We start from the raw sequence: 24,058 nt of genomic DNA, 5'->3' as shown, positions 1-24,058 counted from the left end.
GAATTTCTCTAATTTTTATAACCAATATTTCATTAACATTTTTTGAGGTTTTATCATGTCTAGTTCTGCAAGCCGTCCAACGTTCAATTGGCAAGATCCATTATTACTTGATTCATTACTAAGCGAAGAAGAACGCATGATTCGTGATGCTGCGCACCAATATTGCCAAGACAAGTTAATGCCCAGAGTATTAGAAGCCAACAGAAATGAAATATTCGATGTACAAATCATGAAAGAGCTAGGTGAACTTGGTTTGCTTGGGGCAACTATTCCAGAAAAGTACGGCTGTGCCGGTGCCAATTACGTTACTTATGGTCTAGTCGCCCGTGAAGTTGAACGCGTTGACAGTGGTTACCGCAGTGCCATGAGTGTGCAATCGTCTTTAGTAATGCATCCTATCTATGCCTATGGTAGTGAAGAGCAAAAAATGAAATATTTGCCTAAATTGGCAACAGCAGAGCTGATTGGTTGTTTTGGTTTAACCGAGCCTAACTCTGGCTCAGATCCAGCAAGTATGTTAACTCGCGCCGAAGTGGTTGATGGCGGTTATCGCTTAACCGGCAATAAAATGTGGATCACTAATTCTCCTATCGCTGATATATTTATTGTTTGGGCGAAACTTGATGGTGTCATTCGTGGTTTTATTTTAGAAAAAGGCATGCCTGGTTTAACTGCGCCTAAAATTGAAGGCAAGTTTTCATTAAGAGCATCAATTACCGGCGAAATCGTAATGGATGAAGTATTTGTTCCAAGCGAAAATATGTTGCCAAACGCCAAGGGGTTATCTGGTCCGTTTGGTTGCTTAAATAAAGCGAGATACGGCATTTCTTGGGGCGCATTAGGCGCTGCTGAATTTTGCTGGCATGGCGCTCGCCAATATACTCTAGACCGTAGCCAATTTGGTAAACCTCTTGCTAGCACCCAGCTTATTCAAAAGAAACTTGCTGATATGCAAACTGAAATTACCACAGGCTTATTCGCTTGTTTACAAGTGGGACGATTAATGGACGCAGGTACATTGTCACCCGAGGCTATCTCATTAGTGAAACGCAATTCATGTGGCAAAGCATTAGATATAGCTCGCATGGCGCGAGATATGCACGGTGGTAACGGCATCAGCGATGAATTCCATATTATTAGACACGTAATGAACCTTGAGGCAGTAAATACCTACGAAGGAACCCATGATGTACATGCCTTAATCTTGGGCAGAGCACAAACGGGTATTCAAGCATTTTTCTAAGTGTATATCCTTTACTATTCAAAGCGCTCTGAAACCTGCATGTTGAATAGTAACGGGTATAAATCTTTGAAATTAATGGTTTAGCTCATCATAATCGTGGAATAGAAATGGTCGATCGCAATAAAATAGTAAAAGAAAATTTTATCAAGTTTGTCGAAACTGAAAATTTTCCTAAAGCAAGTAACAATCTCACGCCATCGCAAGCAGGCTTAAGCAATAGTGATGTTGTTGATATATTTGAAAGCCAAGTGATGAGCCGTCATTTAGACTTGCAATCACGCATAATGCAGAAGAAAGGTCAGAGTTTTTATACTATTGGCAGTGCCGGTCATGAAGGAAATGCTGCTTATGCGAAAGCGTTTCGGCCCAGTGATATGGCCTTTTTGCACTACCGTAGTGGCGCGTTTGTTATTCAACGGGCAAAACAAGTGCCGGGCCAAACAGCGTTATACGATATGTTGCTTTCTTTTGCAGCTTCTAAAGATGATCCTATCTCTGGTGGGCGTCATAAAGTACTGGGCAGTAAGGCTCTGTCTATTCCACCGCAAACCAGTACTATAGCATCGCACTTACCAAAAGCGATGGGTACGGCCTTTAGTATTCCTTTAGCTGAGCGTTTAAATTTTGCTGGCGAATTACCTAATGACAGCGTAGTGATTTGTAATTTTGGTGATGCCTCAAGCAATCACTCGACTGCGCAAGGCGCATTTAATTGTGCGGCTTGGGCGGCATATCAATCGATACCTATGCCGATTGTGTTTGTTTGTGAAGACAATGGTATTGGTATTTCCACATCAACACCTGATGGCTGGATTGCAGCAAATTATAAAGACCGAGCTGGTCTGCATTATATTGCTTGTGATGGTTTAGATATTGTTGATACCTATCATAAAGCAAAGCAAGCAGAAAAAATCGCCAGAGAGTTGCGAAAACCGGTATTTTTGCATGTTAGAACGGTACGTTTGCTTGGTCATGCGGGCTCGGATGCAGAGTTTGTTTATCGCAGTATTGCTGATATTGAAGCAAATGAACAACAAGATCCTTTGTTGCATAGTGCCCGTATTTTAGTGGAAAACAATATTTTAACGAGCGAGCAAGTTGTAAAAATTTACCAAGATACAGCTCGTCGAATTGTCGGTATTGCTGAATATGCAGCGAGTAAAGAAAAACTAGCTTCTGCTGAGCAAGTCGCACTAAGCATTGTTCCTCCTGCACGTGAAAATATTCACCAACATAGCGTCAGCCCTGAACAAAGGCTGCAATTATTTGCCCATGAAAAGCATAATTTAAATAAAAAACAACATTTAGCCAAGTTACTGAATTGGACTTTAATGGATTTAATGGCTGAGCATGAAAATATTGTGATGTGTGGTGAAGATATCGGTAAAAAAGGCGGGGTTTATAACGTCACCAGTAAGTTATTTGATCGCTTTGGCCATAACCGAGTGATAAACACCTTACTCGATGAGCAGTCAATATTAGGTGGTGCTATTGGTTTTGCTCATAATGGTTTTTTGCCCATTGCAGAGATTCAGTTTCTCGCTTATGTGCATAACGCCGAAGATCAAATTCGCGGTGAGGCCGCCACTTTACCGTTTTTCTCAAATGGTCAGTTTACCAACCCTATGGTAATTCGCATCGCCGGACTCGCTTATCAAAAAGGCTTTGGTGGCCATTTCCATAATGATAATTCCTTTGCCGTATTTCGTGATATTCCTGGCTTAATTATTGCCTGTCCATCAAATGGCAGTGATGCCGTAGAGATGATGCGCAGCTGTGTAAAGCTTGCTCAAGAGCAACAACGCATTGTGATCTTTCTTGAGCCGATAGCCTTATATATGACCAAAGATTTACATCAGGAAGGTGATGGCTTATGGACCTCAAATTACCAGCTGCCAGAGCCTGAAAAAACTGAAATTAATCAACAAATAAGTGTTTATGGTGAAGGGCAAGATATCTGCATTTTGTCTTATGGCAATGGCTATTTTCTTTCTCGTCAGGCTGAGAAAATTTTGGCAGAACAAGGGATTAGTTGTCGGGTGATTGATTTACGCTGGCTAGCACCTCTTGATGAGCAAGGTATTATTGCGCAGGTGCAGCAATGTAAGCATGTTCTTATTGTTGATGAATGTCGTAAAACCGGTTCTATCAGTGAAGCGTTAGTCACCTTGATACATGAACAGCAAGCAATGCCAGTAACTGGCAACGAACTGGTGCGAGTAAGTGCTAATGACTGCTTTATTCCACTGGGCTCGGCTGCATATCATGTACTGCCAGCTACAGATGATATTGTTGCTGCGGCAACGTTAATAATGAAAAATAACAAGGTGTAAGTGCGACTATGAGTACAACTAATAGCAACCAACAGAAAAAAACAGCGGTCGTTATCTGCCCTGGTCGTGGTACTTACAACAAAGAAGAGCTTGGTTATTTGCAGCGATTACATGCCGATAAGCCCGAGTTAATTAACGTTATTGATGATTACCGACAACAGCATGGGCAAGACAGTATTAGTGACTTAGATGCGATGGCAAAGTACAGTATGCGCAAACATACCGCCGGTGAAAATGCATCAGCCCTTATTTATGCCTGTGCAATGGCAGATTACCAAAGCATTAATCAAGACGAATACGACATTGTTGCCGTTACCGGAAATTCTATGGGCTGGTATATTGCCCTGGCGGTTGCTGGCGCGTTAAAACCGAAAGCTGCCATTGAGTTGATCAATACCATGGGATCAATGATGACTGATGGCGTTATTGGCGGACAGTTAATTTACCCTATTAGTGATGATGACTGGCGTGAAAACAGTGCTGTGTTCAAGCAAATCAAGCTATGGCTAGATGACGTTAATCAAGATCCGGTCAGTGAAGTTTATATATCTATTCATCTTGGCGGTTATCTTGTTTTTGGCGGCAATAAGCAAGGGCTTGCTGCGTTAGAAGCAAAATTACCGGTGGTTCAAGACAGATATCCAATGAATTTATTTAATCACGGCGCGTTTCATACCCCGTTGTTAAAGGATACTGCCAATAAAGCAAAATCAATGCTGGCAAAAAGCTTGTTCTCTAATCCTGATATTCCCCTAATCGATGGTTTAGGGCAAATCTGGCAGCCTCATAGCACTGATCTTGGCAAGCTTTATGATTATACGTTAGACACACAAGTCGTTGCCCCTTATAATTTCACTAAAGCCATTGAAGTCGCGGTAAAAGAATTTGCTCCTGATAAATTAATTATCTTAGGGCCAGGCTCTACTTTAGGCGGCGCTGTTGCGCAAAGTTTGATTAAACAGCAATGGCTAGAGTTAACCTGTAAAAGTGACTTTATTAGTCTGCAAAAATCCGAGCCGTTTATTTTAGCTATGGGACTTGCAGACCAGCGCAAGCAGGTTGTAAATTAGCAAAACTTAAAATTGAATATACCATGACCAATAGCAGAAATAGCAAAGAACAGAGTTTTCTTATCGCCTTTAAAAAACTGTTAAAAGAACAGTGTTATGGCTCTCAAGGCGAGCTAGCGATTGCCTTGCAAAAATACGGTTTTGGAAATATTACCCAGGCAAAAATATCTCGTACACTTACCAAGCTTGGTGCGGTTAAAAAGCGCAATGTCAGAAACGAAATAGTTTACTTACTGCAAGATGAGTTGTCAGCACCGCGAACGAAACAAGCCATTCATACCGTGGTATTAAGTATTAAGCATAATAATATGCAAATTATTATTAAAACCGGCATTGGCGGGGCGCCACTAATTGCCAGAATGTTGGACTTACAAGGGGAGTCCGTTGGCGTATTAGGCACATTGGCGGGTGATGATACTATTTTTGTCGCCCCGGTCGATGTGAATCAAATCGAACATATTGCTCAGTCGATCAGCGTCATGCTAGATTTTCAGCATTAGTAAAGTCTAGCTTTACTTACAAAACCAACAAGAGCCTATCTAAATAACCTAAGCTAGGGATAATGACTGCGTACCCTGAATTCAGATTAAAAGGCTTATTTATCATCCATTTCGGCTATCGCATCATCAACTAAACCTAAGGTGATTTTTTGCGTTTCTAACGAGGCATCGTGCGCTTCTTGTGGCTTTCTTTTAGCAATATTATCAAAAATATCAAAGTGCGCTTTATACTCGTCAATGGTGATCGCTTTAAAACGGTTGGTAAAACGTAAGTTAACTTTTAGCGCCGTTTCAATAAAGGTTTTAAGCTGAATAAAAAATGGGTTATTGCTTGCTGCTAATATACTTTTATGAAATTCAATATCGGCTTCCAGAGTATCATCATAACCATCTTCGGCATTTTTCATTCGTGCCAATGCATTTTCAATTGCTTTAATATCATCGTCAGATGCGTACTGGGCTGCTAAATAGGCAGCTTCTGGCTCAATAGACAACCTGAGCTGAAGGAAATGACGCAGCATATATAAATCAGGCTTGCCGATCAAAATCCAGTTCAGCACGTCAACATCAAATAAATTCCAATGTTTTGAGTCTAAAACTTTAATGCCTTGCCTTGGACGTGAACTAATTAACCCTTTGGCGGTGAGCATTTTTACTGCTTCACGTGTTGCTGTACGGCTAATATCATATTGCAAACATAACTCTGCTTCAGATGGCAGTTTATTACCAACGCTGAATTTTCCTTGCAGTATGTCTTTACCTAACTCGTGCACTAATTGCTGAGTTAAATTGCGATGTTCAGATGCCATAATAAGTAAATAATCCTTTCAAGTGTTATTTGTATGATAAATGAGAAACACGTAATTACCTAGCTTATTTTAAAAACAATTTACAAGTGTTTAACAATTATTGCCAGAGCTTGTGTTTATTGATGAGAAATTTATTTTCTGTTTGCTCTTGAAAATATTATTTTTAATTGTATTATAAATAATATATTTTAGTTAGGTGTAAATTATAAATGAAATTGTTAACCTCTAAACTTGCTTTGCTGGCAATGTGCTGTTCTTTATCTGCGTGTGCCGAAGAGCGACAACCGTTCGAAGATCATACCGTTTTCGCTATCAATAAAATTGATGGTCATGCAACATTATTTCCTTTTCAATCAACTAGCGCAGCATTAAATGCTGATAAAGAGCAAAGCAGTAATTTCATTTTGCTTAATGGTTTATGGCAGTTTGATTGGCAAAAATCCCCTAAAAACAAACCGCAAAATTTTCAGCAGGTAAATTTTGATGATTCTACTTGGGGCCAAATTCCAGTGCCGGGCAATTGGGAAACTGAAGGCTATGGTTATCCAATCTATTTAGACGAACGCTTTCCATTTACCACTACTTGGCCTGACGCACCAACAGATTACAATCCTATAGGCTCATACCGTAAACCATTTAAATTGCCGCAAGCTTGGCAAGACAAACAAGTCTTTCTTCACATTGGCGCAGCTAAATCATCGCTGGATGTTTGGTTAAATGGTGAAAAAGTCGGTTTTAGTCAAGGTTCAAAAACACCGGCAGAATTTGATATAACGCCGTATTTAACGACCGATAATAATTTATTAGCATTGCAAATTCGTCGTTGGACCGATGCCAGTTATTTAGAAAGCCAGGATATGTTACGTATCTCGGGTATTGAACGTGACGTTTATTTATATGCCACCAATAAACAGCATATTTTTGATTTTCATGCCAAGCCAACATTGAATAAAGACTTTAGCCAGGTTGACTTCACCCTTGATGTTACTCTAAAAAATCATCAGCAAACGACCGCAGCAAATCAACAAGTTTCGTACCAGTTACTAGACCCCGCAAACGACATGAACATTGTTATGTCGGGTACTGCAAAAATTGATCAACAAGCGGATGCGACTGATAACGTAACGTTACAAGGCGAGCTGGCCAACCCTAAATTGTGGACCGCGGAAACGCCAAATCTATATACCTTACTTATTACCTTAGAAGACAACCAAGGTAAGCATCTGGAAACTATTCGAGATGAAATAGGCTTTCGTCATATTGAAATCAAAAATAGTCAATTAACCGTTAACGGTAAAGCGATCACCATTCGTGGTGTTGACCGTCATGAAACTGACCCATTACATGGCCATGTGGTAACGAAAGCGTCGATGGAAAAAGACATTAAATTAATGAAGCAATTTAATATCAATGCCGTACGCTCGTCACATTACCCGAATAACCCATACTGGTATGACTTAACCGATAAATACGGTATGTATGTTATCGATGAAGCCAATATCGAATCACACCCATTAGCGATTGATGAAAAAACTCAGTTGGGTAACGAGATGAGCTGGTTACCGGCGCATCTTGATCGTACTAAGCGCATGTTTGCTCGTGATAAAAACCACCCTTCAATTATCATCTGGTCACTGGGGAATGAAGCCGGTGAAGGTAAAGTCTTTGAAGCAACTTACCAGTGGTTAAAAGATAACGACGGTACTCGCCCTGTGCAATATGAACCTGCAGGAGAAGAGCACTATACCGACATTTTCGCCCCTATGTATCCATCAATTGAACGTCTGGTTGAATACGCGGAATCTGATCCGAAACGCCCTGGTATTATGATCGAATATGCCCATGCCATGGGTAACTCTGTCGGTAATTTAAAAGAGTATTGGCAAGCCATTGAAAAATACGACGTGCTCCAAGGCGGTTTTATTTGGGACTGGGTTGATCAAGCGCTTGAATATACCAATGCCGATGGGGTGAAATATTGGGCATATGGTAAAGATTTCCATCCTGATTTGCCTAGTGATGGTAACTTTTTAAATAATGGCTTAATGAATGCCAATCGTGAACCGCACCCACATGCATTTGAAGTTAAAAAGGTCTATCAGGCTATCCGTTTTTCTGAAAAAGATTTGCTCGCTGGTAAATTTGTAGTAGAAAACCGTTTCGATTTTATTAATCTTCAACAATTCGATTTACATTGGATTATTGAAGCCGATGGTCAAACAATTGCACAAGGCAGTCAGTCTTTAGCAAACGTTCAGCCTGGCGAAACGACCCCATTTAATGTCAGCTTACCGAAGTTGCCAAACACAAGTGCAAAAGAGTATTTTATTACCCTAAGCGCAGTAATAAGAGAGCCTGAGGCATTATTAGATGCCGGCCATGAGCTTGCTTTTGCCCAATTTAAGCTGCCAGTTGCAGAGCAAATAGAAACGGCAAAAAGTAGTAATGATGCACAAACAAATAACAACGCTAAATTAGCTAAGCTGAATAATAACCAGCAACTTAGCTTTAGCAATACCGATGTCACTATCGGCTTTGATAACAAAACCGGTTGGTTAAGTAACTATCAATATCGTGGTCAACAATTGTTAACCGCACCATTAATGGCTAATTTCTGGCGTCCACCAACAGATAATGACTTAGGCAACGGCATGCAAAACTGGGCAGCTATTTGGCAAACGGCTGCAGCTAACCTAACCTTAACGTCATTAGAGTCAAAGCCATCTGAGCAAGGTATGCAAGTGAGTGCTAAGTACAGCAGCCAAGTGTTTAAAGGCGATTACCAAGTACTGTACTCACTGTATAACAATGGTCAGGTGCATGTACAAAGCCAGCTTAATATTGAGCCCGGCCAAACATTGGCAAATTTACCTCGTATGGGCATGCAGTTAACTATGCCTGGCGATTATCAACGTATGTCCTGGTTTGGTCGTGGCCCACATGAAAGTTACAGCGATCGCCAAGACTCGGCAAAAATATCCTTGTATAAAGCGTTAGTGCAAGAGCAAATTCATCACTATGTACGCCCACAAGAAAATGCCAATAAAACCGATGTACGTTGGTTAGCGTTGAAAAATTCACAGGGCAATGGACTATTGACCGTTGCTGATCAATTGATCAGTGCCAGTGCCTGGCCATATAGCCAAAGTGATATTGACTTTATTGTTGGTAAAGATGGCGAAGCATCTGCGTCTGGCCTGGTACCAGTTACCAGTAAACATGGTGCTGAAGTGCCAATGGGTAAATTAGTTACCGTCAATATTGACCATAAACAAATGGGCGTTGGCGGTGATACTTCTTGGGGGCGACTCGTTCATCCGCAATACACTATCCCGGCACAAAACTACAAATATGGGTTTACATTAATTCCACTGCACGAACAAGTTACTGATTTAGCAGAGCTGGCTCGTCGTTTTAAAGAGAAATAATCATGACAAACGCCGTTAATACACAATTTTCTGAAGTCGAAGTTGCAAAATTTTTACAACAACATTATCAGTTAGCTGGTACGTTGAAATCATTACCTGGTTATTGTGATCAAAACCTCACCTTAACCACAGATTCTGGCGAGCACTACATAGTTAAAATTGCCAATAGCGGCGAGTCTAAATTAGAGCTGGACATGCAAAATGCGGCAATGGCGCATTTAACCGAGCAGTCAATTGCCGTGCCACACGCTATTAGCAATAACGATGAACAGCTAATAACGGTTATTGAAAATGGCCACCAGGATAAATATTTTCTGCGCGTATTAACGTATTTGCCTGGCGTGTTTTATGCCGATGCAGATAGCGCTGCTCATGGAGCCGAGCTATGGGCCAGTCTTGGCAAGTTTATTGGCAAAATAGACAATGCCTTTAGCAACTTTAATCATCAAGGCGCCTATCGCTACCTTGACTGGGATCTGGCCCAAGGTTTAGGTATTTGCCAAACCAAAAAGCATTGTTTGGCAGCCGAGCAGCGTGAATTGGTTGATTATTTTCTTGAACTTTATCAAACCCAAACGTTGCCGGTATTATCACAATTGCCACAAGGTGTTATTCATAACGATGCCAATGACTATAACGTGTTAATTGATGATGTGCATCAGCCGAAAAGCATAACGGGTTTAATTGATTTTGGCGATATGGTGCACAGCCATGTGGTTAATGAATTAGCGATTGCCAGTGCTTATGCATTAATGGACCAACAACAGCCATTAACAGCACTGAAAACAATTGTTGCGGCTTATCACCACGAACGTGCTCTAAAAGATGTCGAGCTAGAAGTTCTATTTTCTTTAGTGGCATTAAGGTTATGTACAACGGTGTGTAATTCAACACTTGCCTATCAGCAGCAACCTGAAAATGAATACCTGCTGGTATCAGTAAAGCCTGCTTGGGCATTACTAGAGCAGTTACGTAACCTGAATCCGTTTGCGGTTTATTGTCAATTAAAACAAGCTTGTGAATTACCTGTTGATAGCGGTAAAAGTAAAACCGAGATCACTAGTTTTAGACAAAAACATCTGGGTAAAACGCTTAGTTTGAGTTACCAGCAACCATTAAAAATTGTTCGTGGTCAGGGGGCTTATTTATATGACGAACAAGGCACACCGTATTTAGATATGGTCAACAATGTGTGTCATGTGGGTCACTGTCACCCAAAAGTGGTTGCTGCAGGGCAGGCACAATTAGCCAAACTTAATACCAATACCCGTTATTTACATGACAACTTAGTGAACTATGCCGATAAATTACTAGCCACCATGCCTGATGAATTATCTGTCTGTATGTTTGTTAACTCAGGCAGTGAAGCCAACGAATTAGCATTTCGTCTAGCGAGTTGTTACAGCAACTCAAAAGAGCTGTTAGTTGTAGATGGCGCTTATCACGGTAACACCAACGCTTGTATTGAAGCCAGCCCGTACAAGTTTGATGGCCCAGGTGGTGAAGGTGCACAACCTAATGTACATAAAGTGACATTACCAGATCCGTACCGTGGTGAGTATTTAGGTGATACTGCGCAAACAGCAACTGCATATGCAGATAGTGTAAAAGCTGAAATCGCCAAATTGACTGCCCAAGGGAAACACCCTGGTGCTTATATTTGTGAATCATTACAAGGTGTGGCCGGACAAATTATTATGCCACAAGGTTACCTAACTGAAGTTTATGCCCAGGTTAGAGCCGCAGGCGGCGTTTGTATAGCTGACGAAGTACAAGTCGGTTTTGGCCGTGTTGGCACACATATGTGGGCGTTTGAAACACAAAACGTAACGCCAGATATTGTCACCTTAGGTAAACCTATCGGTAATGGTCATCCAATGGCCGCAGTGATCACCACCCAAGCCATCGCCGATGCATTTGTTACCGGTATGGAATATTTCAATACCTTCGGTGGTAACCCTGTTTCTTGCGCCATTGGCACAGCCGTGCTTGATGTGATCAAAGACGAAAAGTTACAACAGCATGCGTTAGAGACCGGTAACTATTTTCAACAACAATTAGCCCAACTGCAGCAAGAATTTAAACTGATTGGCGATGTGCGTGGCCTTGGCTTATTTATTGGTGTTGAGTTGGTTGAAGATAGGATAAGTAAACAACCTGCCACTGATAAAACCTCATGGTTAGTTGAGTACTTTAAGCAAAATCATATTTTATTAAGTACCGAAGGTCCTTTTTACAACATTTTAAAAATCAAACCGCCATTAGCCTTTAACCGCGCTGATGCCGACAAGTTCATTGCTGTGCTTAAAGCTGGTTTAACTGAACTTTTATAAATTTACGATTAATTTTACCCTAGGAAGTATGATGGATTTTTTAAAAACATTAGGCATTAACGAAAATAACTTTGGTGCGGCTACTGGTCAGCAATGGCTCACGACGCAAGACCAAGGCCAATTTGATATTTCATCACCAGTAGATGGCAAAGCGATTGCTAGTGTTTACCAATGTTCAGCTGACGATTACCAAGAAGTAGTAAAAGCGGCTGAGTCAGCATTCAAAATTTGGCGTAAAGTACCGGCGCCATTGCGCGGCGAAATCGTTCGTCAAATAGGTAATAAACTGCGCGACTTCAAACAACCTTTAGGTGAATTAGTTGCTTATGAAATGGGCAAGTCTTTGCAAGAAGGGTTAGGTGAAGTACAGGAAATGATCGATATTTGTGATTTTGCTGTTGGTTTATCGCGCCAATTAAATGGTTCCACTTTGCATTCAGAGCGACCAAAGCACCGCATGTACGATCAATATCATCCACTCGGTATTGTTGGCGTAATTTCCGCGTTTAACTTTCCGGTAGCTGTTTGGTCGTGGAATGCAATGATCGCGGCGATTTGTGGCAATGTTACTATTTGGAAACCATCGGAAAAAACTCCGCTAACTGCAATCGCTTGTCAAAATATCATTAAAGACGTTCTCGTCGAAAACGATGTGCCAGAAGGTGTATTTTCACTGGTTATTGGTGAAGGGAACGTAATAGGTGAGGGCATGCTACATGATAAAAGATTACCATTAATGTCAGTAACCGGCTCTACTCGTGTTGGTCGCCATGCGGGCACTGTTGTCGCCTCTCGTTTTGGTAAATCAATTTTAGAGCTTGGCGGTAATAATGCCATTATTGTCAGCCAAGATGCTGATTTGAATATTGCTATTCCTGGCATTGTTTTCGGTGCGGTAGGCACTGCCGGTCAGCGTTGTACCACGACTCGTCGAGTGATTATTCATGAATCGCTATATGAGCAAGTAAAAGATATTTTAGTAAAAGCCTATCAAGGTTTGCGTATTGGTTCGCCATTAAATGAAAATAATCATGTCGGGCCACTCATTGATACTCAAGCAGTTAGCATGTTTAGCCAGGCTATTGAAAAGGTACAAGCCGAAGGCGGTAATTTACTTTGTGGTGGTGAGGTATTAACTGGGCCAGGTTATGAGTCAGGTTGTTATGTTAAGCCTGCTGTTGTTGAAGCAGAAAACAGTTTTCATATGGTACAAGAAGAAACGTTTGCACCAATTGTGTATTTGATCAAATACTCAGGCAATTTAGATAACGCCATCGCCATTCAAAATGATGTGGTACAGGGCTTATCTTCAGCAATATTTACCAATAATTTACGTGAAGCTGAAAACTTCCTGTCTCACTGGGGCTCAGATTGTGGTATTGCCAATGTTAATATAGGTACTTCCGGTGCTGAAATTGGCGGCGCATTTGGCGGTGAAAAAGAAACTGGTGGTGGCCGTGAGTCTGGCTCAGATGCATGGAAAGCTTACATGCGTCGTCAAACTAATACCATCAACTACTCGAGTGAACTGCCATTAGCGCAAGGTATAAAGTTTGATATCTAATTAGCGCTCTTTTATAAATGCGAACCACTCATTCTTAGTTAGTGGTTCGCTCTTTGCTCTTCGTTTCTAGTTTCTAGTTTCTAGTTTCTAAATTCTAGTCTTTTCTTTTACTTTATCTTCGTTTAGCCGTCTAGACGTAAAAAGGTAGATTTATTTATAAAAGCAATGTAGAATTCGCCTCATTGTAAAAAATAGATTTTATTTGATCCATTTCGCTTTTCGCTAATTGAATTTTTAGCATAATCTATTTACGTGAAATTTAAAGATTAAGAGACATTATGACTAAACATTACTTCACTTCAGAGTCAGTATCTGAAGGTCACCCAGATAAAATTGCCGATCAAATTTCTGATGCAGTTCTTGATGCTATTATTGCTAAAGATAAGCATGCTCGTGTGGCGTGTGAAACTATGGTTAAAACCGGTGTTGCTATTATCTCTGGTGAAGTAACTACAGAAGCCTGGGTTGATCTGGAAACCATTACTCGTAAAGTTATTTCTGACATTGGTTATACCTCGTCAGAAGTGGGTTTTGATGGTGAAACTTGTGGCATTATGAACTTAATTGGTCAGCAATCACCTGAAATTGCCCAAGGCGTCGATCGCAGTAAACCTGAAGAGCAAGGTGCTGGCGATCAAGGTTTAATGTTTGGTTACGCAACGAATGAAACACCATCGTTGATGCCTGCACCATTATATTACTCGCACCGCTTAGTTGAGCGTCAAGCAGAAATGCGTAAATCAGGCGTATTGCCTTGGTTACGTCCAGATGCTAAATCGCAAGTTACTTTTATTTATGAAGATAACAAGCCGGTAGCAATTGATGCAGTAGTATTATCTACCCAACATAACCCTGATATTACTCAAGATGATTTACATGCTGCGGTAATGGAAAACATTATCAAGCATACTTTGCCTGAAGAATTACTGACTAAAGATACTAAGTATTTCATCAACCCAACCGGTCGCTTTGTAATTGGTGGCCCGGTAGGTGATTGTGGTTTAACTGGCCGTAAAATTATTGTTGATACTTATGGCGGCATGGCTCGCCATGGTGGCGGTGCTTTCTCTGGTAAAGATCCATCAAAAGTTGATCGCAGTGCGGCATACGCGGGTCGTTATGTTGCTAAGAATATAGTGGCTGCTGGTTTAGCTGACCGTTGTGAAATTCAGGTATCTTATGCTATTGGTGTGGCTGAGCCTACGTCAATTTCTATTGAAACGTTCGGTACCGGTAAAATTGATGAAGATTCGCTAATTAAGTTGGTTCGTGAAAACTTTGATTTACGTCCTTACGGCATTACTAAAATGCTCGATTTATTACATCCTATGTATCAACAAACTGCTGCATATGGCCACTTCGGTCGTGACCCATTTGAAATGACTGTCGGTGATGATACCTTTACTGCATTTAGCTGGGAAAAAACCGACAAAGCCGCTCACTTAAGAGCAGCTGCCGGTTTATAAATAAACTGCACTGACTGTTTTAATATTAATGCCAGGCTTGTCCTGGCATTTTTGTTTATAGTACTTTGAAACGAGAAACGAAGAGCGAGCAGGCCTTCTGGTTGGCGTGAATTTTAATTCATGGATGATTTTATAATTGCCACTGATGGTATATATTTTGTATTCTCGCATAATAGATTTAATTTTCCCCTCCTATTGTTTATTCAACCCTTAGCCCTTATCTTTAAGGTAATAATTTATACGAGTAATATTCGCTGATATGAGTAACCCTAGAATTTATCAACCTACCGACTTTAACACTGACAGTACAGTTGCCTTATCAGATGATGCCTTTGGTCATGTTGTGCGCGTACTTAGGTTAAAAGTTGGCGATGAAGTGACGTTTTTTAATGGCGATGGTCATGACTACCAAGCTGTGCTTAATGAGGTAAGTAAAAAGCAAGCGACAGCAAACATTAGCAAGCGCACTGCTCGTAATAATGAGTCACCATTGAATATTCACTTAGGTCAGGGGATATCCCGCGGTGACCGGATGGATTTCACGTTACAAAAATCAGTTGAGCTTGGCGTTAACACCATCACACCATTATTTACTGAACGCTGCGGCGTAAAATTAAATGCTGAACGCTTAGAAAAAAAACGTCAGCAATGGCAAAAAATAGTCATTAGTGCTTGCGAACAAAGTGGCAGAGCGATGGTGCCAGAAGTACGTGCGCCAGCATCATTAAGCGAATGGTTAGCGCAAGAAACATCGGCGTTAAAAATAAATTTACACCCAAGAGCGCCGCATTCAATTATGGGGTTGCCAATGAGCGCAGAGCGAGTACGACTATTAATTGGTCCAGAAGGCGGATTAACCAATGAAGAAATCGAACAAGCCAGTAATGCCAACTATACTGAAGTACTACTAGGACCTAGAGTACTGAGAACTGAAACGGCGGCACTTACGGCAATCACTGCATTACAATGTAAATTTGGTGATTTAAGCTAGCTCAAGCAATTTATATTAAATAATTAACAAGGTTAGGAAAACAAAAAAATGACAATCAAACTTGGCATAGTAATGGATCCAATTTCTACGGTTAAAGTAGCAAAAGATTCGAGTATGGCTATGATGCTTGAAGCGCAAAAACGTGGTTATGAAATTTACTACATGGAAATGCAAGACTTGTATTTAGACCAAGGCGTTTGTCGTGCCAATGCCGCCAGAGTAACTGTGTTTGATGATGCTCAAAAGTGGTATGAACTTGAGGCTGCACAAGATATTGAGGTAGCTAGCCTTGATGCCGTATTAATGCGCAAAGATCCGCCATTTGATACCGAATACATCTACGTCACTTATATGCTTGAGCGCGCCGAAGAACAAGGCACATTAATGGTAAACAAACCGCAAAGCTTGCGCGACTGTAATGAAAAACTGTTTACTGCCTGGTTTGCCGATTTAACGCCAAGAACACTGGTCACTCGTTCTTCAGCAAAAATTCGTGAATTTCATCAACAACACAGCGATGTGATCATCAAGCCGCTCGATGGCATGGGCGGTTCATCAATTTTTAGAATGAGCCCGAATGAAGCCAACGTTGGCGTAATTATCGAAACGTTAACCAACCATGGCAGTATGTATGCAATGGTACAAGAATACATGCCTGAAATTTTAGATGGCGATAAACGCATCTTAATTGTTAATGGCGAGCCTATGCCATATTGTTTAGCACGTATTCCTGCCCAAGGTGAAACCCGTGGTAATTTAGCCGCAGGTGGCCGTGGTGAAGCCAGACCATTATCAGCAAGTGATTTATTAATAGCACAAACCATAGCGCCAGAGCTTAAAAAACGTGGCTTATATTTTGTTGGGTTAGATGTTATTGGTGATAAAGTTACCGAAATTAATGTGACAAGCCCAACCTGCATTCGAGAAATTGAAGCGGCTTATCCAATCAATATTAGTGGTAAACTAATGGATGCCATTGAAGAGCAGGTTGAGCTGAATAAAAAATAATGCTGATAAAATTGAATAAACCTCAATTTAACCGGTCTATATATTACAGTGAATAAATAATGGAATACTCTATGGAAAGTTTAGAAAACCAATTGCTTATCGCTATGCCAAGCTTAAAGGATCCGTATTTTCATAAAACGGTGACTTATATTTGTGAGCATAACGCAGATGGCGCTATGGGGTTAGTCATAAATATTCCAGTAAGAATTACTTTAAATGAGCTGCTCGCGCAAATTGATGCTGACAAGGTCGAAGTGGATGATCTTAATCAGCGAGTACTCGCTGGTGGACCCGTAGCAACCGACAGAGGCTTTGTGTTACACAATTCTCAATCAGGATGGAACAGTTCACTCGAACTTGGCAATGATATTATGATCACCACCAGTAAAGATATTCTTGAAGCATTGGGCACTGATAAATCGCCTGAGCAATTTATTGTTACTTTAGGTTATGCCGGTTGGGGTTCTGGCCAGTTAGAAAAAGAGTTACAAGAAAACTCTTGGTTAACTACCCCGGCTGATAAAGAAATTTTATTTGATACCCCGATAGAACTTCGCTGGCAAAAAGCGGCGGAAAAGCTTGGTATTGATTTAGGCCATTTATCGAGCGAAGTAGGGCATGCGTAATTCGGCATTTGGTCGTCCCGTACTTGTTACGGGATCGATATAGGACCGAGAAACGAGCAACTAGAAACGAGAAACGAAGAGCAGATCCTGATAGACCCTGAAACGAGTTCAGGGCGATACTAACGTATCGAGTTCAGGAAATGCATGGGAGGAGCACATCCACTTCCTGAACTTGTTTCAGAAACTAGTCAGTATCATTCTCCCACCATATCCGGCTCGTTTAACCGTCATACCCGGCTTGTTCGGTATCCATAATGGACTCCCGTCTTCACGGGAGTGACGAACTGACAGGGACAACAAGCTAGCGCAAATGACGAGGATTCCGTCATACTCAGCTCTAACCGTCATACCCGGCTTGTTCGGGTATCCATAATGGACTCCCGTCTTCACGGGAGTGACGAACTGACAGGGATGACGAAATGATATTTATACGGATAGGTATTAAACAAACATAATAACAAAGGAACAATCATGGCAAAGTCAGTTAAACCTCAAGGGCAACGCACCTTGTTAGGGTTTGATTTTGGAACCAAATATATCGGTATCGCAGTTGGCCAGGAAATCACCTGTAGTGCCTCACCGGTTAAATCAATTAAAGCTAAAGATGGCATTCCAAATTGGGATGATATGGCTAGCATTGTCAAAGAGTGGCAACCAGACTTGTTGGTCGTTGGTTTACCCTTGAATATGGATGGTACTGAACAGCCATTAACATTGCGGGCAAAAAAGTTTGCTAAACGTTTATCAGGACGCTTTGGTTTAGAAGTGAATTTACAAGATGAGCGCCTAACCACAGCCGATGCCAAAGCACAGTTGTTTGAACAGGGTGGTTATCGAAACTTACAAAAAGATAATGTTGACTGCCAATCCGCGGTAATTATTTTAGAAAGCTTTATGGGTTATTAACTGATATCTCATCTTGCAATAACAGTGTCACTCTCAAAACCGCAAGTACAGTTCTTAAACTCATCTTTGGCCTGTTTAAGTGCCTGTTCAGTATTCGCTAATAGTTTCATCATGCTGTAACCACTTATATGCGTATCACTTACACCAAAGCTTGCGGTCACATCAAATTGGTAACAAATTTGTTTGGTATCCAAAAAGTTTATCGCCAAACGGTATTCCTCGCACAACTCTATTGCTCGTTTCATTGCGCAGTCTTTTAATAAAAAACCAAACTCATCACCACCTAAACGACCCACTAGACCAGCTTCGGTAAATATTTGGTTATGCAGGTTCAGCACCAGGTTTATTAACCGGTCAGATCTATCATTACCTTGTATTTCATTCACTTCTCGCAAGTTATCAATATTCATTATCACTAAACTGTATGGCTGAGAATCTTGCTTAGCTTGCGTTAATAACTGCTTTGCTTGTTGTAAAAAAGCATGACGATGTAAACAATGGGTCGATTTATCAAACACCAGATCAGCGACAATTTGTTGCTTAATTTTCCAGTTGATGAAGTTAGCTCTGATCAACCAGATAATAGAGCCGAACAATACCAATTGAATGAGCCTGTTACTGATTAAAAAGTTGGCGAACACGCTGTTGTTACCAATTTTTATTTGCTCTTGTTCTAATTCATTATTTATTGCTGTTTTATAACCTAGCAGTTCACCTTCAATCTCTTTTAAATCATACTTTAGACTGTTCAACGCTAAAGATTTTTCTTTGCTTTTTAGCGCCAGCTCATGCTGTAAGTTAATTTTACTGCGTAGTGAGCTAAATTCAGCTTGTTTATCTTGATTAAATTTGGCCAATTCATATTTAGCCTCATAAGCGAACATTAATGTAGGATGATACGGGTGCTCACTTGCCAGCGCTAATGCTTTATCGGCATATTCACCTGCTTCGCTAACGTTATTCAGTTGTAGATAGGCTTTGGCTAGATAGCTGTTAAAACGCATGTGATTCTGCGGATAATTCTGATTTAGTACATGTTGATAATTGCCTAGCAACAATTTTAATGCCTTATCGGGCAGGTTATTATTAAGCTGTGCGAATGCATGGGCTGAAACAATCTGATCAGCAATCAGTTTTTCATTAATATTATGGCAAACATCATAATATTGGTCGATGAGGCTGGCATTATTCTGTAATTTTTTCAGTCCTTGCAATGCATAAATATGCTGCATACCCAAAAAGCATTGCTGTCTGTCGCTTATATGCATATCGTCACTAACAACTACGTGTTCTACAAACTCTAGCGCCTGTTGTGGTTCATCTAACTGATTATAAAAATAGGCTAGCGTAGTGTAGGTGTTAATGAATGTTTCAGTATCTAACTGCGGGGATTTTAACGCGGCTAAAACCGGCTTTATATTTTCTGCAGCATCTAAATATTGGCCAAGCAATACATTTAAAAACAGGATGGTATTATACGCCCTAAGCTTAAAGTTAATGTTTCTGGAATTTATATTTGCTCTGCTAAGTTTAATGGCCTGTTGATAATTTCCTAATAAAATTTGTTCATAAGCGATCAAATACTCATATTGATCTTGTTGTTGCCAGTTCATATTGTAACTGCGTATTTTTAGTGCATTTATAATCGTTTGATTCAACTCTAAATCGCTGCTTTTTACCTTTATTGCTTTGCTTATCAACTCATCAGTAGATAAATCACCAATAGCTGTAAGGTTCTCTGTAGCATACGATAGGTGACTAAATACAGGTATAAGTACCAATATAGTTAATACCGAGCATACATATTTGCTAAACGCTTTAAACTGTTTAAGCAAATAACAGTTGGGTTTAATCATCTAAATGTTTATCCATTATTCAAAAAAATACTTTAAGCCGTTATCGTCAATTTTATATTTTTCACGATCGGTCATTGAGCTTTCAAAACAGCAGCTGGTATTGCCGTCATCAGCTTTCGCCTTGCGCAATGCCTTTGAGCTGTCAGCGATTAGATACTTCAATGAAAACTCGCTTAATTCAGCGTCACTTATACCTATGCTAACAGTTATCTCTTCATCTTCTAGCTGCAACTCATTACTGACCTTTGCCATTTCAAGGTGAATGTTTTGTGCAATCTGTGATGCTTGTTTGACGTTGAATTTAGGTAGCAATAAACTAAATTCATCGGCGCCGGTACGCGCTATATGCTCATCAATGCGCACGTAATTATGTAAAATTTGCGCAATTAGCGTTAATAATTGGTCGCCTTTGTTATAACTGTGTTGTTGATTAAAGCCTCTAAAATTATCAATGTTAACCACTAGTAAGCTTAAGTCCATTTGCCATTTTTTATGTTGGTAAACAGTGGTTGCCGCTAAATCAATAAAGCGATTGCGATTAAATAACTTGGTTAATGGATCATGACGGTTTTTTTCATTTTCAACTATTTGTAAATGACGAATATATAATATACCTGCTCCCAACAATAATATGCCACATATTTGTATAGCAAGTAACACCCGGGCATTTTCAAACTTGTTTATATAACTTAACATTTCGCTAAAGGCATTGTTATGTTTTTGTTCTGCTTGGATTTTTTCCTTAACGAGTTTGTGCTTGTATTGTACTTTATTAAAACGTGTATGATCTATTTGCGCCCGAGCATAGGCTTTTTGCTGTTCAATAGAGTTAATTGTTCGTTGAATTTTTTCGTAGCGCAGTAAGTAATCTATCGCTAGCTCAAAATCAGCCTGTTGCTTGGCAATGTTGGCGAGTATTTGGTAAATTTGCAGCGCCCATTTTGAATGATCATTATCTTTAACTTGCGCCAATGCTTTCTCGCCGTATTCTTTAGCAAGTTCAAGTTGCGAAAGCCCCAGGTAAGCGCTGGATAATTGGCTAAATAACATTTGATAATGAGGCGTAAATTTGTTCGCCAAAATTTGTGTTTTCTGAGCTGTTAACACCTCAATGGCTTGTGCGTGTTTTTGCTCTTGGTTTAAATACCTTGCTTGCTCTAATAATAAGCTATTACCCATTATAAATTCATTATTTTTATAGCAGAAATTAATGTGCTCAAAAATGGTTGGATCATCGGCCGTTATTTGCTTCAGCCCTAATAAACTCAATAGATTAAATTCTTCCTGATAACATATATCGCGGTTATAATTATGCTCTTTATCGATTAATTTTAGATAATTTAATGCCAAATTAAACTCTTCTATATGATTATAATAAAAAGCGATAGTCTCTAAGATATCGTTTCTCAAGGAGCCGTTTGTTAAGGTAGGCAACTCGATTAATAGTTTATTGACCAAAGCATTACTTTCAGCAAAGTTATTGGCTAAAAATTGTAAATTTAATTGGGTTTTTAAACTTCTTACTCTTACATTAATGTTCTTTGAGTGTTCCACTTTTTTGTGGGCAATAATTGACTGTTTAAAATTGCCTTCAATGCCCAATTTATAGGCTTGTAAATATAGGTATTCTTCATTTTGTGCGGGGCTAAGTAGCGCTTTTTGTTCCGTTAATAAATCAAGGTTTTGGTTGAATATCTTGCTATCACTGGAACGAACGGCAATCGCTTGTGAAATTAATTTATCAATTTCAGTGCCCGTTAAGCTATTTGCCTGTGCAGGTATACTAATAAGACCGAAACCGACGAGCAGAAAAAAGCAAAAGCCAAAACATTGCGCTAATTTGATCGTCATTAAGTTATAAACCTAGCGATTGTGGACATGTTGAGTTTTCTTTTTCCTATTAAATGCTTATCTATAAAAATAAAATATTATCTAAAAAGTAAGGGCCGTAAAATAATTAGTATAGATTGTATTTACTACTCAAAAATGTACTTTAATTCGTTTTCGTCTACTTTGTACTTATCACGATCCGTCATTGCAGCTTCAAAGCAGCAGCTTTTATTACCGCCACCAGCTTTCGCTTTGCGCAATGCTTTTGAACTGTCAGAGAGTAAATACTTTAATGAATACTCGCTTAATTCAACGTCGGTAATCCCAATGCTCACGTTTACCACATTATCTTCTAGCTGCATTTCGTTGTTGAGTTTTGCGATTTCAATTTGAATGTTTTCAGCAATTTTTACTGCTTGTTTGGCATTGTACTTAGGCAACAATAAGCTGAATTCATCAGAGCCAGTGCGAGCTATATGCTCATCTTTATTCACGTAATTACGCAAAACTTGCGTAATAAGCAATAATAACTGGTCGCCTTTAGCGCAGTTGTATTGTTGATTAAAAGCCCTGAAGTTATCGATGTTAACCACTAAATAGCTTAAGTCAATTTGCCATTTTTTGTGTTGGTATACAGTGGTTGCCGTTAAATCAATAAAGCGGTTGCGGTTAAATAGCTTGGTTAACGGATCATGACGGTTTTTATTATTCTCGCTGATTTGTATATGGCGAATGTATAATATGCCCGCGCCCAACAGTAATATACCAAATATTTGCACAGCAAAGAGTATCCGGCCTTGTTCAAACTTGTTTATATAACCTAACATTTTGCTAAAAGCATCGTTGTGTTTTTGCTCGGCCAATTGTTTTTGTTTAGCAAGTCTGTCTCTATAACGGTAAGTGCCATACACGTCATGTTCTGTTTGTGTGCTCGCTAGTTGCTTTTGTTGCTCTACATCTAAACTTACCGCTAACTTTTCTTGGTAAATGTGTAAATATTCCAGCGCTTTATCATCATCGCCAAGTTTATTATGTAGCGCTGACAATGTTGAATATAAGTCGATATAGGCATTGTGATACTTCACTGTCATCGGCACGGCTTCAGCTTTTTGGGCAAACTTTAACGACTGGTTGAAATCATTTATATGAAAGTATGCGGTGGCGATATAGCTATAAAAACTAAGAAGTAAGTTGTTGTAGTCTATCGCTTCTACATGGCTCAATTTAGGCTGTAATACATCAAGGGCAAGTTGGTATTTTTGCTGTTCAAGTAGGTGTTTTGCAATATCTGTACGAGTAATGTTCGCCGAGAGATGTTCACCTGCTTGCTCACATACCTCAATGGTGTTATCAATATAGTTTTGCTGCGCCAAATAACCAGACAGTTGTAATTTAGCATCAGTACTGTGGCTATAATGATAACAATGATCTCGGGCGGAATAGTTCTCAGTATTTACTAGGGCTAAAAATGTAAGGGCAGTTTTTGGTTGGTTTAAATCATTATAATAATAGGCAATTACTTCATAGACATCGCCTTTTGTATTTGTATCGGATAAATTTTCAGTTTCTTGCAATAGTAGCGGTATTATCTTCGCACCCTCAATATAATTTTGTTCTATTAAGTAAAGGTTTAATAACGTACTGCTCGCTCTAACGCGTTGGTTAATCAATTTTGAGCTTTGCATAGTTTTATGCAGCGCCACTGATTTATGTCTATCGCCCATTAAATACGCGTTATACGCGCTTAAATAGGTTAATTCGCCTTGTTGGCGGTAATTTAATTGTGAATGAATAGTTTCTAGTTGAGCAATTATGCGCGCTGATTCTGCTTTATTTGAGCTTTTAACCTTAAGCGCTTGCGCTAATAAATTATCAATTTCTGTGTGGGTTAAAATATGTGTACTTTGCTTTTCTGTAGTTGCAATAGGAAATGTTTGCTCTGAGGCAATACTGTGAGTTGAGTAAAGAACGCTAAGTAAAAATATTACCAACGCACCTAAAAAACAGGCACTTATATTGTTACAAGTGCCGTGTTTATTAGCTGAGCGATAAATATTCATAGAGAAACATTCATGCTTAACGTTAATGAAGTGTA

At 39.8% G+C, this 24,058-nt stretch carries 16 protein-coding genes; 12 read left to right on the top strand and 4 right to left on the bottom strand.

Annotated features, from left to right (window positions below; all coding sequences use genetic code 11):
• Nucleotides 1–55: 55 nt before the first annotated feature.
• The 4 genes from RI844_RS08660 (at nucleotide 56) to RI844_RS08645 (ending at nucleotide 5,146) form a co-directional block, all read left to right on the top strand.
• On the top strand, nucleotides 56–1,243 hold the full coding sequence (locus RI844_RS08660) for an acyl-CoA dehydrogenase (RefSeq protein WP_348398047.1): 1,188 nt from the start codon (nucleotides 56–58) through the stop codon (nucleotides 1,241–1,243).
• A gap of 107 nt (nucleotides 1,244–1,350) precedes the next feature.
• On the top strand, nucleotides 1,351–3,576 hold the full coding sequence (locus RI844_RS08655; RefSeq protein ID WP_348398046.1) for a dehydrogenase E1 component subunit alpha/beta: 2,226 nt from the start codon (nucleotides 1,351–1,353) through the stop codon (nucleotides 3,574–3,576).
• An 8-nt stretch (nucleotides 3,577–3,584) separates the two neighbouring features.
• Nucleotides 3,585–4,646 carry an ACP S-malonyltransferase gene (locus tag RI844_RS08650; protein WP_348398045.1) on the top strand — a complete coding sequence of 354 codons (1,062 nt, stop codon included), beginning with the start codon at nucleotides 3,585–3,587 and terminating at the stop codon, nucleotides 4,644–4,646.
• 23 nt (nucleotides 4,647–4,669) lie between these two features.
• Complete coding sequence (locus tag RI844_RS08645) at nucleotides 4,670–5,146, top strand: arginine repressor (RefSeq protein ID WP_348398044.1); 477 nt, start codon at nucleotides 4,670–4,672, stop codon at nucleotides 5,144–5,146.
• A 95-nt stretch (nucleotides 5,147–5,241) separates the two neighbouring features.
• Here the strand turns inward: RI844_RS08645 and RI844_RS08640 are convergent, their stop codons facing one another.
• On the bottom strand, nucleotides 5,242–5,955 hold the full coding sequence (locus RI844_RS08640) for a FadR/GntR family transcriptional regulator (protein WP_348398043.1): 714 nt from the start codon (nucleotides 5,953–5,955) through the stop codon (nucleotides 5,242–5,244).
• A 209-nt stretch (nucleotides 5,956–6,164) separates the two neighbouring features.
• On the opposite strand from RI844_RS08640, the gene RI844_RS08635 reads away from it, so the two are divergent.
• The 8 genes from RI844_RS08635 (at nucleotide 6,165) to ruvX (ending at nucleotide 18,277) form a co-directional block, all read left to right on the top strand.
• Nucleotides 6,165–9,383: a glycoside hydrolase family 2 TIM barrel-domain containing protein gene (locus tag RI844_RS08635; RefSeq protein WP_348398042.1), complete on the top strand. Its 3,219-nt coding sequence runs from the start codon at nucleotides 6,165–6,167 to the stop codon at nucleotides 9,381–9,383.
• A 2-nt stretch (nucleotides 9,384–9,385) separates the two neighbouring features.
• A complete protein-coding gene (locus tag RI844_RS08630; protein ID WP_348398041.1) occupies nucleotides 9,386–11,716 on the top strand; it encodes an aminotransferase class III-fold pyridoxal phosphate-dependent enzyme in 2,331 nt (776 codons plus the stop codon).
• A 31-nt stretch (nucleotides 11,717–11,747) separates the two neighbouring features.
• Nucleotides 11,748–13,280, top strand: a complete 1,533-nt coding sequence (gene amaB / locus RI844_RS08625; RefSeq protein WP_348398040.1) for an L-piperidine-6-carboxylate dehydrogenase — start codon at nucleotides 11,748–11,750, stop codon at nucleotides 13,278–13,280.
• Between the two features lie 278 nt (nucleotides 13,281–13,558).
• Complete coding sequence (gene metK / locus RI844_RS08620; protein WP_348398039.1) at nucleotides 13,559–14,746, top strand: methionine adenosyltransferase; 1,188 nt, start codon at nucleotides 13,559–13,561, stop codon at nucleotides 14,744–14,746.
• Between the two features lie 259 nt (nucleotides 14,747–15,005).
• Complete coding sequence (rsmE, locus tag RI844_RS08615) at nucleotides 15,006–15,737, top strand: 16S rRNA (uracil(1498)-N(3))-methyltransferase (RefSeq protein ID WP_348398038.1); 732 nt, start codon at nucleotides 15,006–15,008, stop codon at nucleotides 15,735–15,737.
• A 48-nt stretch (nucleotides 15,738–15,785) separates the two neighbouring features.
• On the top strand, nucleotides 15,786–16,745 hold the full coding sequence (gshB, locus tag RI844_RS08610) for a glutathione synthase (RefSeq protein WP_348398037.1): 960 nt from the start codon (nucleotides 15,786–15,788) through the stop codon (nucleotides 16,743–16,745).
• Nucleotides 16,746–16,816: 71 nt separating this feature from the next.
• Nucleotides 16,817–17,371, top strand: a complete 555-nt coding sequence (locus tag RI844_RS08605) for a YqgE/AlgH family protein (protein WP_348398036.1) — start codon at nucleotides 16,817–16,819, stop codon at nucleotides 17,369–17,371.
• Nucleotides 17,372–17,839: 468 nt separating this feature from the next.
• Nucleotides 17,840–18,277 carry a Holliday junction resolvase RuvX gene (gene ruvX / locus RI844_RS08600; RefSeq protein ID WP_348398333.1) on the top strand — a complete coding sequence of 146 codons (438 nt, stop codon included), beginning with the start codon at nucleotides 17,840–17,842 and terminating at the stop codon, nucleotides 18,275–18,277.
• An 8-nt stretch (nucleotides 18,278–18,285) separates the two neighbouring features.
• On the opposite strand, the gene RI844_RS08595 is transcribed toward ruvX, so the two are convergent.
• The 3 genes from RI844_RS08595 to RI844_RS08585 all read right to left on the bottom strand — a co-directional run bounded on the left by RI844_RS08595 (nucleotide 18,286) and on the right by RI844_RS08585 (nucleotide 24,023).
• On the bottom strand, nucleotides 18,286–20,133 hold the full coding sequence (locus tag RI844_RS08595; RefSeq protein ID WP_348398035.1) for a GGDEF domain-containing protein: 1,848 nt from the start codon (nucleotides 20,131–20,133) through the stop codon (nucleotides 18,286–18,288).
• Between the two features lie 15 nt (nucleotides 20,134–20,148).
• Nucleotides 20,149–21,984 carry a GGDEF domain-containing protein gene (locus RI844_RS08590; RefSeq protein WP_348398034.1) on the bottom strand — a complete coding sequence of 612 codons (1,836 nt, stop codon included), beginning with the start codon at nucleotides 21,982–21,984 and terminating at the stop codon, nucleotides 20,149–20,151.
• 125 nt (nucleotides 21,985–22,109) lie between these two features.
• Nucleotides 22,110–24,023 (bottom strand): GGDEF domain-containing protein, encoded by a 1,914-nt coding sequence (locus tag RI844_RS08585; RefSeq protein ID WP_348398033.1) that lies wholly within the window; start codon nucleotides 24,021–24,023, stop codon nucleotides 22,110–22,112.
• Between the last annotated feature and the right edge of the window lie 35 nt (nucleotides 24,024–24,058).

This window comes from Thalassotalea fonticola, assembly GCF_032911225.1.
In the GTDB taxonomy this organism is placed as follows: Bacteria; Pseudomonadota; Gammaproteobacteria; order Enterobacterales; family Alteromonadaceae; genus Thalassotalea_A; species Thalassotalea_A fonticola.
Note: the sequence above shows the minus strand (reverse complement) of the source record. Positions and strands in the feature narration are given on the sequence as shown.